Annotated in this window: 13 protein-coding genes and 2 pseudogenes; 6 read left to right on the forward strand and 9 right to left on the reverse strand. The window is 71.1% G+C overall.

What is annotated here, in order from left to right; translation table 11 throughout:
• Together C1J00_RS46955 and C1J00_RS23780 are read left to right on the forward strand one after the other, a co-directional pair.
• Positions 1-127 (forward strand): annotated as a pseudogene (locus tag C1J00_RS46955) (dTDP-4-dehydrorhamnose reductase); the annotation flags it as partial.
• Positions 114-917: a class I SAM-dependent methyltransferase gene (locus tag C1J00_RS23780; RefSeq protein ID WP_102911090.1), complete on the forward strand. Its 804-nt coding sequence runs from the start codon at positions 114-116 to the stop codon at positions 915-917. The pseudogene C1J00_RS46955 and the gene C1J00_RS23780, both read left to right, overlap by 14 nt.
• Before the next feature lie 108 nt (positions 918-1,025).
• Here the strand turns inward: C1J00_RS23780 and rfbC are convergent, their stop codons facing one another.
• The 3 genes from rfbC to C1J00_RS44740 form a co-directional block, all read right to left on the reverse strand.
• Positions 1,026-1,631, reverse strand: coding sequence for a dTDP-4-dehydrorhamnose 3,5-epimerase (rfbC, locus tag C1J00_RS23785; protein WP_102911091.1), 606 nt, complete (start codon positions 1,629-1,631; stop codon positions 1,026-1,028).
• Positions 1,632-1,635: 4 nt separating this feature from the next.
• Entirely contained in the window at positions 1,636-3,579 is a 1,944-nt protein-coding gene (locus C1J00_RS23790; protein WP_102911092.1) for a glycosyltransferase family 2 protein, read from the reverse strand.
• Between the two features lie 173 nt (positions 3,580-3,752).
• Positions 3,753-3,890, reverse strand: a complete 138-nt coding sequence (locus C1J00_RS44740) for a hypothetical protein (protein ID WP_180989665.1) — start codon at positions 3,888-3,890, stop codon at positions 3,753-3,755.
• 59 nt (positions 3,891-3,949) lie between these two features.
• Between C1J00_RS44740 and C1J00_RS23795 the strand changes: the two genes are divergently transcribed.
• Entirely contained in the window at positions 3,950-4,459 is a 510-nt protein-coding gene (locus tag C1J00_RS23795) for a metallophosphoesterase family protein (protein WP_102911093.1), read from the forward strand.
• A 112-nt stretch (positions 4,460-4,571) separates the two neighbouring features.
• Here the strand turns inward: C1J00_RS23795 and C1J00_RS23800 are convergent, their stop codons facing one another.
• The 5 genes from C1J00_RS23800 to C1J00_RS23815 form a co-directional block, all read right to left on the reverse strand.
• A complete protein-coding gene (locus tag C1J00_RS23800; RefSeq protein WP_102911094.1) occupies positions 4,572-5,174 on the reverse strand; it encodes a carboxymuconolactone decarboxylase family protein in 603 nt (200 codons plus the stop codon).
• A 74-nt stretch (positions 5,175-5,248) separates the two neighbouring features.
• Positions 5,249-5,746, reverse strand: coding sequence for a zinc-binding dehydrogenase (locus C1J00_RS23805; protein WP_245936475.1), 498 nt, complete (start codon positions 5,744-5,746; stop codon positions 5,249-5,251).
• A gap of 37 nt (positions 5,747-5,783) precedes the next feature.
• Complete coding sequence (locus C1J00_RS46960) at positions 5,784-5,993, reverse strand: hypothetical protein (RefSeq protein WP_245936476.1); 210 nt, start codon at positions 5,991-5,993, stop codon at positions 5,784-5,786.
• A gap of 27 nt (positions 5,994-6,020) precedes the next feature.
• Positions 6,021-7,028 carry an NADP-dependent oxidoreductase gene (locus tag C1J00_RS23810; RefSeq protein WP_180989666.1) on the reverse strand — a complete coding sequence of 336 codons (1,008 nt, stop codon included), beginning with the start codon at positions 7,026-7,028 and terminating at the stop codon, positions 6,021-6,023.
• A 189-nt stretch (positions 7,029-7,217) separates the two neighbouring features.
• Complete coding sequence (locus C1J00_RS23815; RefSeq protein WP_102911095.1) at positions 7,218-8,324, reverse strand: XdhC family protein; 1,107 nt, start codon at positions 8,322-8,324, stop codon at positions 7,218-7,220.
• Between the two features lie 414 nt (positions 8,325-8,738).
• On the opposite strand from C1J00_RS23815, the pseudogene C1J00_RS23820 reads away from it, so the two are divergent.
• Positions 8,739-10,717 (forward strand): annotated as a pseudogene (locus C1J00_RS23820) (GTP-binding protein).
• 81 nt (positions 10,718-10,798) lie between these two features.
• Entirely contained in the window at positions 10,799-12,658 is a 1,860-nt protein-coding gene (locus tag C1J00_RS23825) for a cellulase family glycosylhydrolase (protein WP_102911099.1), read from the forward strand.
• On the opposite strand, the gene C1J00_RS23830 is transcribed toward C1J00_RS23825, so the two are convergent.
• Positions 12,651-13,907: a YncE family protein gene (locus C1J00_RS23830; protein WP_102911096.1), complete on the reverse strand. Its 1,257-nt coding sequence runs from the start codon at positions 13,905-13,907 to the stop codon at positions 12,651-12,653. The genes C1J00_RS23825 and C1J00_RS23830 overlap by 8 nt on opposite strands.
• A 193-nt stretch (positions 13,908-14,100) precedes the next feature.
• On the opposite strand from C1J00_RS23830, the gene C1J00_RS23835 reads away from it, so the two are divergent.
• Entirely contained in the window at positions 14,101-14,766 is a 666-nt protein-coding gene (locus C1J00_RS23835; protein WP_102911097.1) for a TetR/AcrR family transcriptional regulator, read from the forward strand.
• Positions 14,767-14,857 lie beyond the last annotated feature (91 nt).

The following is a 14,857-nucleotide window of genomic DNA, read 5'->3' on the forward strand; positions in this document are numbered from 1 at the left end:
GTACAGCGCCCTCGCCCACGGACGGTGGCAGGAGATCGGCCTGCCGCTGCCGCGCGACTGGCGCTCCGCCCTGCATGAAGCACTGCCCCGCATCCGCAAGGAAGGTCTTCCTCGTGAAACGCCATGAGTTCCTCCGGGAACTGCACAAGGTCAGCGCCAACCGCAACTACCTGGAGATCGGCGTCAACGACGGGCGCAGCCTGACGCTGTCCCGCGTCCCCAGCATCGCGATCGATCCGGCCTTCAAGGTGGTTTCGGAGCTGAGGTGCGACGTCCACCTGGTGAAGGCCACCAGCGACGACTTCTTCGCGCGTGACAATCCGCTCCAGCACCTCAAGGGCGGCCGTCACCCGCTGCGCAACCTGCGCCGCGGCCGCAGCCCGATCGGCTACTGGCGCCGCACGACGCTGGACCTGTCGTTCATCGACGGCATGCACCTGTTCGAGTTCGCGCTGCGCGACTTCATGAACGTCGAGAAGTACTCGGACTGGGGCAGTGTGATCGTCCTCGACGACATGCTGCCGCGCAGCATCGACGAGGCGGCCCGGGACCGGCACACCAACGCCTGGACCGGCGACGTCTACAAGATGACCGAGGTGCTGGCGCGCTACCGGCCTGACCTGGTCACGGTGCAGGTGGACACCGCCCCCACCGGCCAGCTGGTCGTCTTCGGCGCCGACCCGGACAACCGGGTCCTGCACGACAAGTACGACGAGATCATGGCCGAGTACAAGATCCCCGACCCGCAGAAGGTCCCCGAGGCGATCCTGGAGCGGGCCGGCGCGGTCAGCCCCGAGACCCTCCTGGGAGCGGGCTTCTGGCGTCCCCTCACCCAGGCCCGCAACCGGGGCCTGCCCCGTGCCGTCGGCTGGGAGCCCCTGCGCAAGGCCCTGCAGCAGGTCGGTGTGAGCAGCTGAGCGACGGCGCCGACCACCGCCCGGCGCCGACGGCCTTCCCGGCCTGACACACCGCAGGCCCGGACGCTGCACGCGTCCGGGCCTGCGGTGTGTCCCAGGGGGCCGGGGCTACGTCCCCTGCCCGCCCCGCAGTTCCGCGTAGTACGCCAGGCAGGCCTCGTACGACGGCAGCAGCCCCCGGCGTTCCGCCTCAGCCAGGGTCGGGGCCTGCTCGTCCTTGGGGGAGAGGAGCGGGGTGATGCCCTCGGGCCACTCGATGCCCAGGGCCGGGTCGAGGGGGTGGATGCCGTGTTCGCGGCCCGGGGCGTAGCCCTCCGAGCACAGGTAGACCACGGTCGCGTCGTCCGTGAGAGCCATGAAGGCGTGTCCGAGGCCCTCCGCGAGGAACACCGCGTGCCGCGTGTCGTCGTCCAGCCGTACGGCCTCCCACTCCCCGTAGGTCGGGGAGCCCACACGGATGTCGATCACCACGTCCAGGACGGCACCGCGTACACAGGTGATGTACTTTGCCTGGCTGGGCGGCACGTCGGCGAAGTGCACGCCCCGCAGCACGCCCCGCCGCGAGATCGAGCAGTTGGCCTGCGCCAGGGACAGGTCGTGCCCCGTCGCCTCGCGGAACTCCGCACCGCGGTACCACTCGTGGAAGCTGCCCCGGTCGTCCGGGAAGATCTTGGGCTCCAGAACCCAAGCGCCCTCTATGCCCAGCGGTCGCATGCCGTCACCGTCCTCCGGCCTTGATACGGGAATTCACCTTCCGGCGCGCGGCACCGAGCACGCGTCGCGCGCGCCGGGCCAGCCGCAGCGCGACACCGGGTCCCGGCGCCGGCGTCACCAGCACGCTCCCGCCGCCGGCCCGCAGGGCGAACGGCAGGCCGGTGAAGCGCGCCCGGTCGGAGCCCGGGGTCAGGCACACGGCCACCCGCCAGACGTCGCCCGAGAGATCCTCGGCGGGCAGGTCCGCCGCCAGCACCGAGCCCGGCCGGTCCGCCTCGGGGGACAGCGTGCCCGGCAGCTCCAGGATCCGGCGGGAGGAGACGAATCTCAGCCGCACGTCGGTGTCGCCGGTGACGTGCACCGGAAGCAGTACCCGGAACCGCTCGTCGGAGACGGCGACGTCCCCCAGCTGCACACGGCCCAGCCCGAGCCGCTTGCCGCGCGGACGGAGCTCCAGGGAGAAGTTGCCGTGCGGCTCGGTCCAGTACGGCAGCACCGGGCGGTCGCCGACGACGCCCACCTCCGGCGTGGGCCGGTCCTCGCGCGGCGCCGGGCCCAGGCGGCACTCCTTGGTCCAGCCGCCCGCCTTCACCCGGACGAGCGCGTCCCAGGCGCCGTCACGCGGCAGGGCGGCCGGGTCGACCGTGGCGGTCGCCCGCAGCACCAGCCGGACCTCCTCGCCGTCCCCGACCGGCACGGTCTCGCGCGTGAACTCCACCGGCTGGAAGTACTGCGCGGCGCTGGAGCGCTCCCGCAGCAGCAGATCGGCCGTGGCCTGCCCGAACCGCGCGGCGGTCTCCGAGGCCACCCACCGCACAGCCTCGGTCACGTCCTTGGGCACGTCGGTCAGCGGCGTGGCCTCGGCGCCGGCCGGGAACAGCATCGGCTCGCCGCCGGACAGGTACTCGGCCGTGAAGCCGATGCGGAGGGAGCCGTCGTGCCATGCGATGTCCCCGGGGGTCGCCCGGGGGGCGACACCGGCCTCCCACTCCGCGAAGGCCACCACGTCGTCGTAGCGGTCCGCCGCCGCCAGCGCGGCGACGACCTGCTGCGTCGGTTGCAGACCGGCCGCGACGCCGGGCCCGAAGCGCTCGACGACGACCTCGTGGATCTCGCCGAACAGCTCCCTGCGGTAGTCGTCCGGCAGGTTCAGCAGGCGCCGGGACCGCAGCCGCTCCACCATCTCCACCCGCAGCCAGCGCCGGAAAAGCCGGTCACGCACCGGACCGGGCTCGGTGTACCGCTCGACGACGTCGAGGGCCTCGCGCAGGTTCCTGAAGTAGCCGACCGGGTCGAAGCGTTCGAACCCGGCGTTGGAGCCGTCGTCCCGCCGGAGGTGGTAGTAGCAGACGTAGTCGCTGAGCACGGAGACGTTCTCCGCGCGCAGATACGCCTCGGCGATGAAGACGTGGTCCTCCAGGCGCCGCCTGCCCTCGGGAAAGCGCAGGCCGATGCGGTCCAGGAAGGCCCGGCGGAACATCTTGTGCGGAGTGAGGCTGTCGATGAGCGGGGCGTTCTCGACGGTGGCGCGCGGATGGTTGCGGCGGAACAGCTCCACCGGCACCCCGCGGTTCTTGCCGGCCATCTTGCCCACGACGACGTCGGCGCCGTTGGCCACGCCGTAGTCGTACATCCGCTCCAGGGCTTCGTCGCCCAGGTAGTCGTCGTTGTCGACGAACATCACGAACTCGCCCCGGGAGGCCTCGATGCCGACGTTGCGGGGCTTGCCCGACCAGCCGGAGTTCTCCTGGTGGATGACCTTCATCCGGGGATCCTCGGCGGCCAGCGCGTCGAGCCGGGCCGGGGTCTCGTCGGTCGAGCCGTCGTCGACGAAGATCACCTCGAACTCGTCGGGAGGCAGCGACTGCCGCTGCAGCGAGGAGATGCAGTCCTCGATGTAGACCCCCGGGTTGTACACGGGGATGATGACGCTGACCTTGACCGGCATCGGGTTTCCGGGCCCCTTCGGGTCGCTCGCCGTAGACGTCCTGTTGTACTGCGTGTTGCCCGATGCTAACCCGCTGGGCGAGGCCGCCTCACCTTTCGAGGCCTCGCCGTGATCATCTCTGCCCGCAGGGCAACTGAGCTGCGGTGTCTGTCTGTTCGCGGTCAAGGTGCGCTTCAGCCCGAGACATGCACACCGTGGCCCCGGGCAAGGGCGCCCAGCCCTTGGTCGTCCCCCTCCTGCCCCATGGTGCGCAGACGCCACAGCGGGCCGCGGCGGTGGAGGTCGGCGAGCAGCAGGGTGCGCTCGGTCAACCTGGGTGCCGATTCATCCGTATAAGTGGATATTGAGCGGCACCCTCTAGAGTGATGAGGTGCGACTGCTGCTGATGTCCGACACCCACCTGCCCAAGCGTGCCAAGAGCCTTCCCAGCCCCCTGCTCGCCGAGATCCCCCACGCCGACGTGGTGTTCCACGCCGGGGACTGGGTCGACACGGAGACGCTCGATCTGCTGGAGGCCCGCTGTCACCGGCTCGTCGGGGTGTACGGCAACAACGACGGGCCGGATCTGCGCGCCCGGCTGCCGGAGGTGGCGTACGCCGAACTGGAAGGGGTGCGGTTCGGCGTGATCCACGAGACGGGCGCCAAGCAGGGCCGGGAACAGCGGTGCGCCGCCCGCTTCCCCGGCCTGGACGTGCTGGTCTTCGGCCACAGCCACATCCCCTGGGACACCACGGCCCCCACCGGCCTGCGCCTGCTCAACCCGGGTTCCCCGACGGACCGCCGCCGCCAGCCGCACTGCACGTACATGACCGCCACGGTCGCCGGCGGGCTGCTCACGAACGTGGAACTGCACCGGCTCCCGCCCCGCGCACCGAACTGAACCGTGCCTGGAGGTGCTCCGGCACGACGTCGCCCGCGACGAACCCCCGGCCGGGCCTTCGACCTGGTCCACGCCCGTCCCGCAGACCGGCACATGACGGCTCGCAGCTCGCCTAGGTGCCCGCCTGCCCCTCCGCGAAGCCGGTGCCGTCGAAACCGGGCTCCAGTTCCACACCGGTGGCATTCAGGAAGTACGCCACCATGTGGTACTGCCCCACCAGCATCACGATCTCGATCAGTTCGGCCTCGTCGAAGTGCTCGGCCAGACCTTCCCACGTGGCGTCGGACATCGTGGCATCGCGGTTCAGCTCGTCCGCCGCCCGGATCAGGTGCCTCTGGAGGTCCGTCCAGCCGGGTGCCTCCGGCCCTTCGCCGACTCGGTCGATGTCCGCGTCCGTGACGCCCTCGGCCCTGGCCAGGGGGAGGTGCCGCCCCCACTCGTACCGCGAGCCGGTGTTCCACGCGGTGCGCAGGATCAGTAACTCGCGCACTTCTCCCGGCAGTCGGCCGCCGACGAGCAACTGGCCGCCGAACGGCATGAAGCGCTCGTAGAGGTCGGGATGGCGGACGAGCGTGGTGAAGATGTTCGGGGCCCCGCCCCCGGGGTCGCGGGGAGCGATGGCCAGCAGTTCCCGGGTGCGTGGGTCCCACTGTGCTTCGGGGAGCGGCGTCAGCCGCGGACGGGTCGGTCGGGCGGCTTCGTGGCGCTGTGACATCGCGGCCTCCAGTCTCCGAGAGGCTCACCCTAGGAGACCGGCCGACCGACCGGTAGGTGTGTGGCCGGGAGCAGTCAGCCGGTCGGGTCGAGGAGGACCTTGCGGACGCCGTCTGAGCGGCCTGCGAACAGTTCGTACGCGGCGGGGCCCTCGGAGAGGGCGAAGCGATGGGAGACCACGACCTCGGGCTTGATCCGGCCGGCACGGGTGAGCGCGATCAGAGGAGGGAGCTCGAAGTGCACCGAGCACAACCCGATGGCGAACTCCAGTTCCTTGACCTGCGCCAGATACATGTGGAACGGGAATGCCTTGTTCTGGCTGACCCCGATGACGCTGACCCGGCCGGCCTGCCGGACGGCCTTGACGGCCAGTGCGATGGTGGCGTCGGAACCCACCGCCTCCACCACGGCGTCCGGCCCACGGCCGCCGGTCATGTCCCGGATGGCGGCCCGCGCGTCGTCACCCTCGACCGGCTCGACGCCCAGGCCGGCGGCGAAGGCGCGGCGTTCCGCGACCAGGTCCACGCCCAGCACCCGGGCCGCGCCCATCGCGAAGGCGGACTGGGCGGCCATCAGGCCGACCGGGCCGAGGCCGATGACCAGGACGGTCTCACCGGGCCGGATACGGGCACGGCGGCAGCCGTACCAGGCGGTGGGGGCGTTGTCCGTCAGGACGACGGCGGCGTCGTCGGAGATGTCCTCTGCCGCAGATGCCGGCCGCGGTCACCTGAACCACCGCGTCCGCGGGGCTGGTGACTGCCGGGTCGGGGGCCTCGCCGTAGCGGATGTCGTGACGGCCCTGGTAGGTCAGTGCCTTCATCGGATCTCTCCCTCCCCTCGCGCCCGGTCAGTCCGCGATCTTCAGCACCAGCTTGCCGTGGTTGTCACCACGGAACAGGCGCATCAGGGTCTCGGGGAACTCCGCGACCGAGCCGGACACCACGTCCTCCAGGGACTTCAGCCGGCCCTCGGCCCGCCATGCGGCCATCCGCGCGATGCCCTCCGCGTACCGATCGGCGTAGTCGAACACCACGATGCCCGTCATGGAGGCGCGGTTCACCAGCAAGGACAGGTAGTTGGCGGGGCCCTGCGGCCTGATGCTGTTGTACTGGGAGATCGCGCCGCAGACGACCACGCGGGCGCCGCGCGCCAGCCGCAGCAGCACGGCGTCCAGGACATCGCCGCCGACGTTGTCGAAGTACACGTCGACACCGTCGGGGGCGTGCTCGCGCAGCGCCTTGCGGACGTCCTCGCTCTGGTAGTCGATCGCGGCGTCGAACCCGAACTCGTCCACCACCATCCGGCACTTGGCCTCGCCGCCGGCGATGCCGACGACCCGGCAGCCGAGGATCTTGGCTATCTGCCCGACGACGCTGCCGACGGCCCCGGCCGCACCGGAGACCACGACGGTCTGCCCCGGTTCGGGACGCCCGACCTCGATCAGGCCGAAGTAGGCCGTCAGGCCCGACATGCCGAGCGTGCCGAGGTAGGTCGGCAAGGGGGCCGCCGCAGGGTCGACCTTGGTCACGCCGCGCCCGTCCGACACGCAGTACTCCTGCACGCCGAACGTGCCCGACACGTGGTCGCCGACCGCGAACCCGGAGTGCCGGGAGGCGACCACCCTCCCCACGGCGCCGGCGCGCATCACCTCGCCGATCTCCACCGGGCGGATGTAGGACCTGCCCGCGTTCATCCAGCCGCGCATCGCCGGGTCGATCGACAGACAGAGCACCTGTACCAGGAACTCGCCGTCGCCCGGCTGCCCGGCCGACTCCTCGGCATGCTGCCAGTCGGTGGGGCGCGGCTCTCCCACGGGACGTGCGGCCAGGCGTATCTGGTGGTTGATCGTGCTCATGTCCGGCACCTCTCCTCGGCTGCATACCGGCCAGTCGGTACGGCGGTGAGCGTACGGGTGCCCGCCGCCCGAGGCAAGAGGCGAGTCCGCCAGGGCTGGTGAGGCTGGTGGGCTGGTTGCCGATGCGCAGACTGCGACCCGACGTACGAACCCGGCCTGACGGTGACTGACCGGGAGCGGTGCCGGTGATCAGGATGTTCGGTGCGGATGCACCGCCCCCTCCGTGGCGGTCAGCGGCGCGCCGCTGCCGCCCCAGCGCAGCGCCACGATCTCGGCGGCGACGGACACCGCCACCTCCTCGGGCGTACGGGCCCCGAGGTCGAGGCCGACCGGTGAGCGCAGCCGGGACAGCTCGGACTCCGTGAGCCCGGCCCCGGCCAGTCGCGCTGCCCGGTCGGTGTGGGTGCGGCGGCTGCCCATCGCCCCGATGTAGGCGGCCGGGCGGCGCAGCGCCTCCGTCAGCAGCGGCACGTCGAACTTGGGGTCGTGTGTCAGGACACAGATCACCGTGCGCTCGTCCGTGTCCGTCTCGCGCAGATAGCGGTGCGGCCACCGCGCGACCACCTCCACCCCCTCGGGGAAGCGCCGGGGCGTGGCGAAGACCGGGCGGGCGTCGCAGACGGTGACCCGGTAGCCGAGGAAGTCGCCGATGCGGGCCACGGCCGCGGCGTAGTCGATCGCGCCGAAGACCAGCATCCGCGGCGGCGGTGCGAAGGACTGCAGGAAGACGCTCACGGCGTCCTCGCGGCGCTGCCCCTGGGGCCCGTAGTGCCGCAGGCCGGTGGCTCCGAGGGCGAGTTCCCCGCGGGCGTCGGCGGTCACGGCCGCGTCCAGGCCGCTCGCGCCGAGCGTGCCGAGGGCCCGGTCCGGCCAGACGGCGAGGGCCGCCCCGCGCGGCGCCGGCCCGTCGGTGACGGTCGCCACGGTGACCGGCTCACCCGCCGCGACCGAGTCGGCGACCGCGCCGAAGCCGGGATCCCCCTCGGGCGTGACCGCGCGCACGAGGACGGTGATCTCGCCGCCGCAGGTCAGGCCGACCGAGAAGGCGTCCTCGTCGCTGTAACCGAAGGTCTCAAGACGGGCCTCGCCGCCCGCGGCGACCTCCTGCGCCAGTTCGAACACCGCGCCCTCGACGCACCCCCCGGACACACTGCCCACGACCTCCTCGTCCGGGCCCACGGCCATCGCCGCGCCCGGGTCACGTGGTGCGCTGCGGCTGACCTGGACGACCGTCGCGAGGCCGAACGGGACGCCGGCCGCGTACCAGCGGCCGAGTACCGGGAGAACGTCACGCACGAGCCGCTCCTCTCCTTGCGCGCACCCCGCCGGGTACCCCGGCAGCGGCTAGAGGGCCTGTCGTTTGGATCAGGCCACAGACGCGGGGTCTGGCACGCACACTGCCGCGTTGCCGTCGGTTGCCGACTCCCCCACGCTCGGCTGCGCTCGCGCGGGAGGGACCCCCATCGCGTCGACGCCCTCCTCCGCCTTGCAGCTGCACGCACCAGACCCCGCTCACCGGCGCTGAACAGCACCGTCGATTTCCTGCGGACTGATCCAAACGACAGACCCTTAATTCCGTTGTGGCGCCCCGTGCCGGTCTGGTGCACTGCTCGGGTCAACGGCGTCACCGAGTCCGGAGGAGTTCCGAATGCGCACAGCGTGCATGTCCCCCCAGCCAGGAACGGACCTCTCTGAAGGACATGACGCTTCGTGCACATGCTCAACCTTGGAATTCTCGCCCATGTCGACGCGGGTAAGACCAGCCTGACCGAGCGGCTGCTCCATTCGGCCGGGGTGATCGACGAGATCGGCAGTGTCGACGACGGGAACACCCGAACCGACACCCTCGCCCTGGAGCGGCAGCGCGGCATCACCATCAAGTCCGCCGTCGTCTCGTTCCCGCTCGACGGCGTGACCGTCAACCTCATCGACACCCCAGGCCACCCGGACTTCATCGCTGAGGTGGAGCGCGTCCTCGGCGTGCTGGACGGCGTCGTCCTCGTGATCTCCGCCGTCGAAGGGGTGCAGGCGCAGACCCGGGTGCTGATGCGCACGCTCCAGCGGCTGCGCATCCCGACCCTGCTCTTCGTCAACAAGATCGACCGGAGCGGGGCACGCCACGACGCGGTGCTGCGGGAGATCCGGGCCCGGCTGACCCCCGCGATCGTGCCGATGGTGACCGCCACCGGCCTCGGCACCCGCGCGGCCCGCGTCATTCCCGTCCCCGGACCGGCGGCGGCCGGCACCCTCGACGTCCTGACCGGGCACGACGACGTCCTGCTGGCCGCGTACGTCGAGAACACCCTCACGGACGCCCTGCTGCACGGGTCGCTCGTCGCGCAGACCCGTGAGGCGCTCGTCCACCCGGTGTACGTCGGTTCCGCCGCCACAGGCGCGGGCGTGGGGGCGCTCCTGTCCGGCATCCAGACACTGCTGCCCGCCGCCGACGGGGACGCGGACGGGCCGGTCTCCGCCACCGTGTTCAAGGTCGACCGGGGCCTGGCGGGGGAGAAGGTGGCCTACGCACGGATGTTCTCCGGGACCCTGCGCACCCGCGACCGGGTCCCCTTCGGAGCGGCCGGCGCCGAGGGCCGGATCACCGGCATCAGCGTCTTCGGGCACGGCACGGACACGCGTGCCGACCGCGTCGCGGCCGGCCGGATCGCCCGTCTCACCGGGCTCGGAGACATCCGCGTCGGCGACGCGATCGGCGAACCCCGCACGGCGTACGAGCACGTCTTCGCCCCGCCGACCCTGGAGACGGTCGTCGTCCCCGGCCCGGACGTGCCCCGGGGAGCGCTCCACCTCGCCCTCACCCAGCTCGCCGAGCAGGACCCGCTGATCGGCCTGCGCCACGACGAACGCCGCCGGGAGACCTCCGTCTCCCTCTACGGCGAGGTGCAGAAGGAGGTCATCCAGGCCACGCTCGCCGACGAGTACGGACTCGACGTCGGCTTCCGCGAGACGACGCCGCTGTGCGTCGAACGGCCCGTCGGCACGGGGCAGGCCGCGGAGTTCATCAAGAAGGACCCCAACCCGTTCCTCGCGACGGTCGGTCTGCGCCTCGAGCCCGCGCCGGTCGGCTCGGGCGTGGCCTTCCGGCTGGAGGTAGAGCTCGGCGCGATGCCGTACGCCTTCTTCAAGGCCGTCGAGGACACCGTGCGCGAGACCCTCGACCAGGGACTGCACGGCTGGCAGGTCACCGACTGCGTGGTCACCATGACGCACAGCGGCTACTGGCCCCGCCAGAGCCATGCCCACCAGGGCTTCGACAAGAGCATGTCGAGCACCGGGGCCGACTTCCGGGGCGTGACACCGCTGGTGCTGATCGAGGCGCTGCGGCGGGCCGGGACGCGGGTCCACGAGCCGATGCACCCTTCCGGATCGAGGCGCCCGCCGACACCCTCGGCGCCCTGCTGCCGGTCCTCGCCCAGCTCGCGGCCGTACCCGGGACGACCCGGAACCGGGAGGAGGTCTGTGTGCTCGAAGGCACCGTGCCGGCCGCCCGGGTGCACGCCCTCGAACAGAGGCTGCCGGGGCTCACCCGGGGCGAGGGGGAGCTGGAGAGCTCCTTCGCTCACTACGCTCCCGTCACGCACGGCACGATCCCCGAGCGCCCGCGCACCGACCCCAACCCGCTGAACAGGAAGGAGTACTTGTTGAACGTGACACGGAGGCTCGGTGGCTGACGTGTGAGGGTTGTCCGGACGGAACTTACTCCAAAGTCAGAAGGGTTGACGGTGTCCTGATATCGCCGGACTGTAGTGGACATGCCGACTATCCGAGCGCGTCTCCTGGTCGTCCTGGTCGTCCTCTTCGGTTCGGTGTCGGTGGCGGGCGTCCCGCCGGCCACCGCCGCGCCACCTACCGGCTCCCTCTGGTTCGACGACCCCACCGTCACGGTGCGGGACGGCCGCTTCACCGATGCCCACGGTCGCGAGATCGTACTGCGCGGCTACAACGTCTCCGGCGAGACCAAGCTCGCGGAGAACAAGGGCCTGCCCTTCGCCTCGGCCGCCGACGCCCGTAAGTCGGCGACCGCGCTGCGGGCCCTCGGCGGCGGCAACACCGTCCGCTTCCTGCTCTCCTGGGCCTACGCCGAGCCCGAGCGCGGCCAGGTCGACACGGCCTACCTGGCCGCCGCCACCGACCAGATGAAGGCGTTCCTCGACGCCGGCATCCGCGTCTACCCCGACTTCCACCAGGACCTCTACTCCCAGCACCTGTTCGACACCGACAGCTGGTACACCGGCGACGGCGCCCCCAAGTGGGCGGTGGACGCCGGGAACTACCCGGACGAGTCCTGCGGGATCTGCCTCTTCTGGGGGCAGAACATCACCCAGAACGAGGCGGTGAAACGTGCCACCTACGACTTCTGGCACAACGCGCACGGCGTGCAGGACGCCTTCCTCGCCACCGCCCAGAAGACCATGGCGTACATGCGGCAGCACCTGGGCGCGGACCAGTTCAGAGGCGTCGCCGGATTCGACCCCTACAACGAGCCGCACCCCGGCGTCCTCGACTCCGGGCAGACCAGCCGGGCCTGGGAGAAGGACGTGCTCTGGCCCTTCTACGAGAAGTTCCGGACCCGCATGGACACGGCCGGCTGGCGCGACAAGCCCGCCTTCGTCGAGCCGAACCTCTTCTGGAACGCCAACCTCGACTTCCAGAAGCAGGAGGGTGGCCTGCTCGACGCCGGCACCCTCGGCCCGCGCTACGTCTTCAACACGCACTTCTACGACCAGAAGGCCATCTCCGGCGTCTTCATGTGGGGCAAGGCGGCCGACGGCCAGTACGCGAACGACTTCCGCACCGTCCGCGACCGGGCCGCAGCCGCGCGGACGGCCGCCGTGGTCAGCGAGTTCGGGCATCCGCTGGCGGGCAACGTCTCCGACAAGGCGCCAACCGTCCTCAAGGCGATGTACCAGGCCCTCGACTCCCGTGTGAAGGGCGCCGACTGGTGGGCCGACCCGGCGGCCTCGGGGCGCGTGCTCTCCGGCTCCCAGTGGCAGTGGGACATCTACAACGGCCGCCACCGCGAGCTGATGAACGGCAATGCCGACAAGGTCCTCACCGCCGGCGACGCCTGGAACGACGAGGACCTGTCCGCCGTACGCCTCGACGACGCGGGCAAGCCCGTGCTGCGCCAGGACGCCCGCCTCCTGGACCGCCTCTACCCGAGCGCCACGGCCGGTGAGACCGTCGCCTTCACCTACGAGGACCGCTCCCGCGACGGCTCGACGACCCTGACCTGGAACCCCGTGCCCGGTTCCCTGCCGAACGTGCAACGGCTGGTGGGATCGGGGCAGTACGGGCTGCTGCTGTGGCGCTCGGACGGCGGCCCGGCGCCCACCGAACTGCACCTTCCGGCGAGTTTCCCGGCCGCGTCCACCACGGTCGTCTCCGACCTGGGCACGGTCCATGCCCCGCCGGGGTACACCGCCTCGACCCCGGTCGGCGTGGCCCCGGAGCCCGGCGGCACGGGAAGCCGCCGCCTGCTGCTCACCGCGCCGGACTCGGGCGTCCTGCACTACGCGCTGGTGACCAACGGGGCGACGGCGCCATCGGCGGACCTGCTCGCCGCGGCCCGATCGGAACTGGCGGCCTGGGCGGCGGAAAAGGTCAACTAGCGGACGGGCTCGTCCAGTCGGCCGCCACCCGGCCGAGCCGGACGCGCTGCGGGTGGTCACCGACCGGCACGGACGCGACCTTCTTCCCGGTGGCGAAGTCGATGGCCGTGACCTGGTCGGTGCCGCTCTCGGAGACCACGCAGGACTTGCCGTCACCGCTGACCGTGGCCCAGTAGGGCTTGGAGGCGGTGACGAGCGGGCCCTCCTGGAGGGTGGCGCGGTCGACGACGGTGGCGTAGTCGTCCATCGTGCCCGCGACACACAGCTTGCGCCCGTCCGGGCTCATGGAAATGCCGTGGTGGCGCGAGTCGTTGACGAAGGTCGTGCGGTCGTCGCTGGTCGCCGGGTTCTTCGGCAGGGTCTTGGTGCGGGTGATCTTGGCGGTGGCGATGTCGTACTCGAAGAAGCCGTTGAAGAAGGAAACCTGGAAGTACAGCTTCGACTCGTCCGGCGAGAAGACGGCCGGGCGGACCGCGTCGGAGTGGTCCTTGAGGCCGAGGGCGTCCAGTTGCGGGCGCATGTCGATGACCTTGACCTGCTTGAACGTGGTGGCGTCGACGACGGTGATGCGCCGGTCGCCCTTCGTCCAGTCCAGCCACGGGGCGTCGGTCTGCGTGTTCACGTCGCCGATCGCCATGTTGTAGATGTACTTGCCGTCCTGGGTGAAGATGTTCTCGTGCGGCTTGTCGCCGGTGCCGAACTCGCCCAGTTCCTTACCGGAGACGATGTCCAGCACATGCACGGTGTTGGAGGTCGACGCCGAGACCGCGACCCGCTTGCCGTCGGGGGAGACGGCCATGTGGTCGGAGCGGTAACCGGACACGGGGAAGCGCCAGTTGAGCCGCCCGGAGGCGAGGTCGATCGACACGACGTCGGCGAAGCTCGGCCGCGAGACGACCACCGACTTCCCGTCCGGCGTCGAGTACATGTCGTCCACGAACTGGTCGTGGCCCTCGCCGACGCTGTTGCGGATCGCCATGAAGTAGATCCACCTGATCGGATCGGCGTTGATCGCCGCCATCCGCTCGTCCTTGTCGGGGATCACGTTGATGCGGCCGATCTTCGCGAAGTCACCGGTGGACCGGATGACATCGGCGGTGCCGTCCCAGTTGTTGCCCACGAACAACACCTCGCGCAGCGCGGCGGAGGAGCCCGGGGCGGCCGCGGTCGCGGCGGTCGTGGGAACGGTGACGGTCAGGGCGAGGGCTGCGGCTACGGAGCACAGGTGCCGGCGTCGGAAGACGGGCATGACTGTTCCCCTCTCTGCTGGGGGGTCTCTGCTGGGGGCGAGCATGGTGAGTGGGGCATGCCAAAGGGAGGTGCGCGGAGTCTGAACACGTGTGCTTTCAGAGTCAACTTACTGCAAAGTAAGGAAGGGGCGGCCTTCTCCACAAGACCGCGTGCACGACAAAATCGGTGTTCGAACGAGGAAGGGAGAGCCGGTGCCGGGCAGACTCAGAGCGCCGACCGGCCGCTACGGCGGCAAGACCGCTGAGGAGCGACAGGCCGAACGACGCCGCCGGTTCCTCGACGCCGCGCTCCAACTGTTCGGCGACACCCCCGGCTTCCGCTCCACCACGGTCGCGGCCCTCAGCGAGACGGCCGGGCTCTCCACCCGCCAGTTCTACGAGGAGTTCCACACCCTTGAGGACGTACTCGCCGCGTTGCACATCCAGGTCAACGGGTGGGCCGAAGCGGCCGTTCTGGAGGCGGCCGCGGACGCCGCGGACCTGCCGCTGGTCGAGCGCGCCACCGCCGTCTTCCGCGCCTATGCCGGGAACGTCGCCGCCGATTCGCGCCGGATCCGCATCACCTTCGTCGAGATCATCGGTGTCAGTCCGCGCCTGGAGGAGCAGCGGCTCGCCCGCCGGGCCGGCTGGGTCGACCTCATCTGCGCCGAGGCCGACGCGGCCGTCGCACGCGGAGAGGCCGCACCCCGCGACTACCGCCTCGCCGCGACGGGCTTCATCGGCAGCGTCAACGGCCTGCTGCATGACTGGAGCGCCGGCTGGGTCGACGCGACGCTCGACGAGGTCGTCGACGAACTGGTCCGGCAGCTGCTGGGAATCCTGCGGCCGCCGGGCTGGAAGCCGCAACCGCAACGGTGAAGATGACGGCGGTTGCGGGGCGATGACCGTTGCGGTGGCCGTGATGGTGGGCCGCACGCCACACGCACCCACCACCCGCGTCACACACACG

The sequence above is a fragment of the Streptomyces cahuitamycinicus genome, from assembly GCF_002891435.1.
Lineage (GTDB): Bacteria > Actinomycetota > Actinomycetes > Streptomycetales > Streptomycetaceae > Streptomyces > Streptomyces cahuitamycinicus.

Excerpts from the sequence above, each read along its gene's own strand:
- C1J00_RS23825 (WP_102911099.1), top strand. The coding sequence starts at position 10,799 with ATGCCGACTATCCGAGCGCGTCTCCTGGTCGTCCTGGTCGTCCTCTTC.
- C1J00_RS23810 (WP_180989666.1), bottom strand. The coding sequence starts at position 7,028 with ATGAGCACGATCAACCACCAGATACGCCTGGCCGCACGTCCCGTGGGA.
- C1J00_RS23805 (WP_245936475.1), bottom strand. The coding sequence starts at position 5,746 with ATGGCCGCCCAGTCCGCCTTCGCGATGGGCGCGGCCCGGGTGCTGGGC.
- C1J00_RS46960 (WP_245936476.1), bottom strand. The coding sequence starts at position 5,993 with ATGAAGGCACTGACCTACCAGGGCCGTCACGACATCCGCTACGGCGAG.
- rfbC (WP_102911091.1), bottom strand. The coding sequence starts at position 1,631 with ATGCGACCGCTGGGCATAGAGGGCGCTTGGGTTCTGGAGCCCAAGATC.
- C1J00_RS23790 (WP_102911092.1), bottom strand. The coding sequence starts at position 3,579 with ATGCCGGTCAAGGTCAGCGTCATCATCCCCGTGTACAACCCGGGGGTC.
- C1J00_RS23800 (WP_102911094.1), bottom strand. The coding sequence starts at position 5,174 with ATGTCACAGCGCCACGAAGCCGCCCGACCGACCCGTCCGCGGCTGACG.
- C1J00_RS23830 (WP_102911096.1), bottom strand. The coding sequence starts at position 13,907 with ATGCCCGTCTTCCGACGCCGGCACCTGTGCTCCGTAGCCGCAGCCCTC.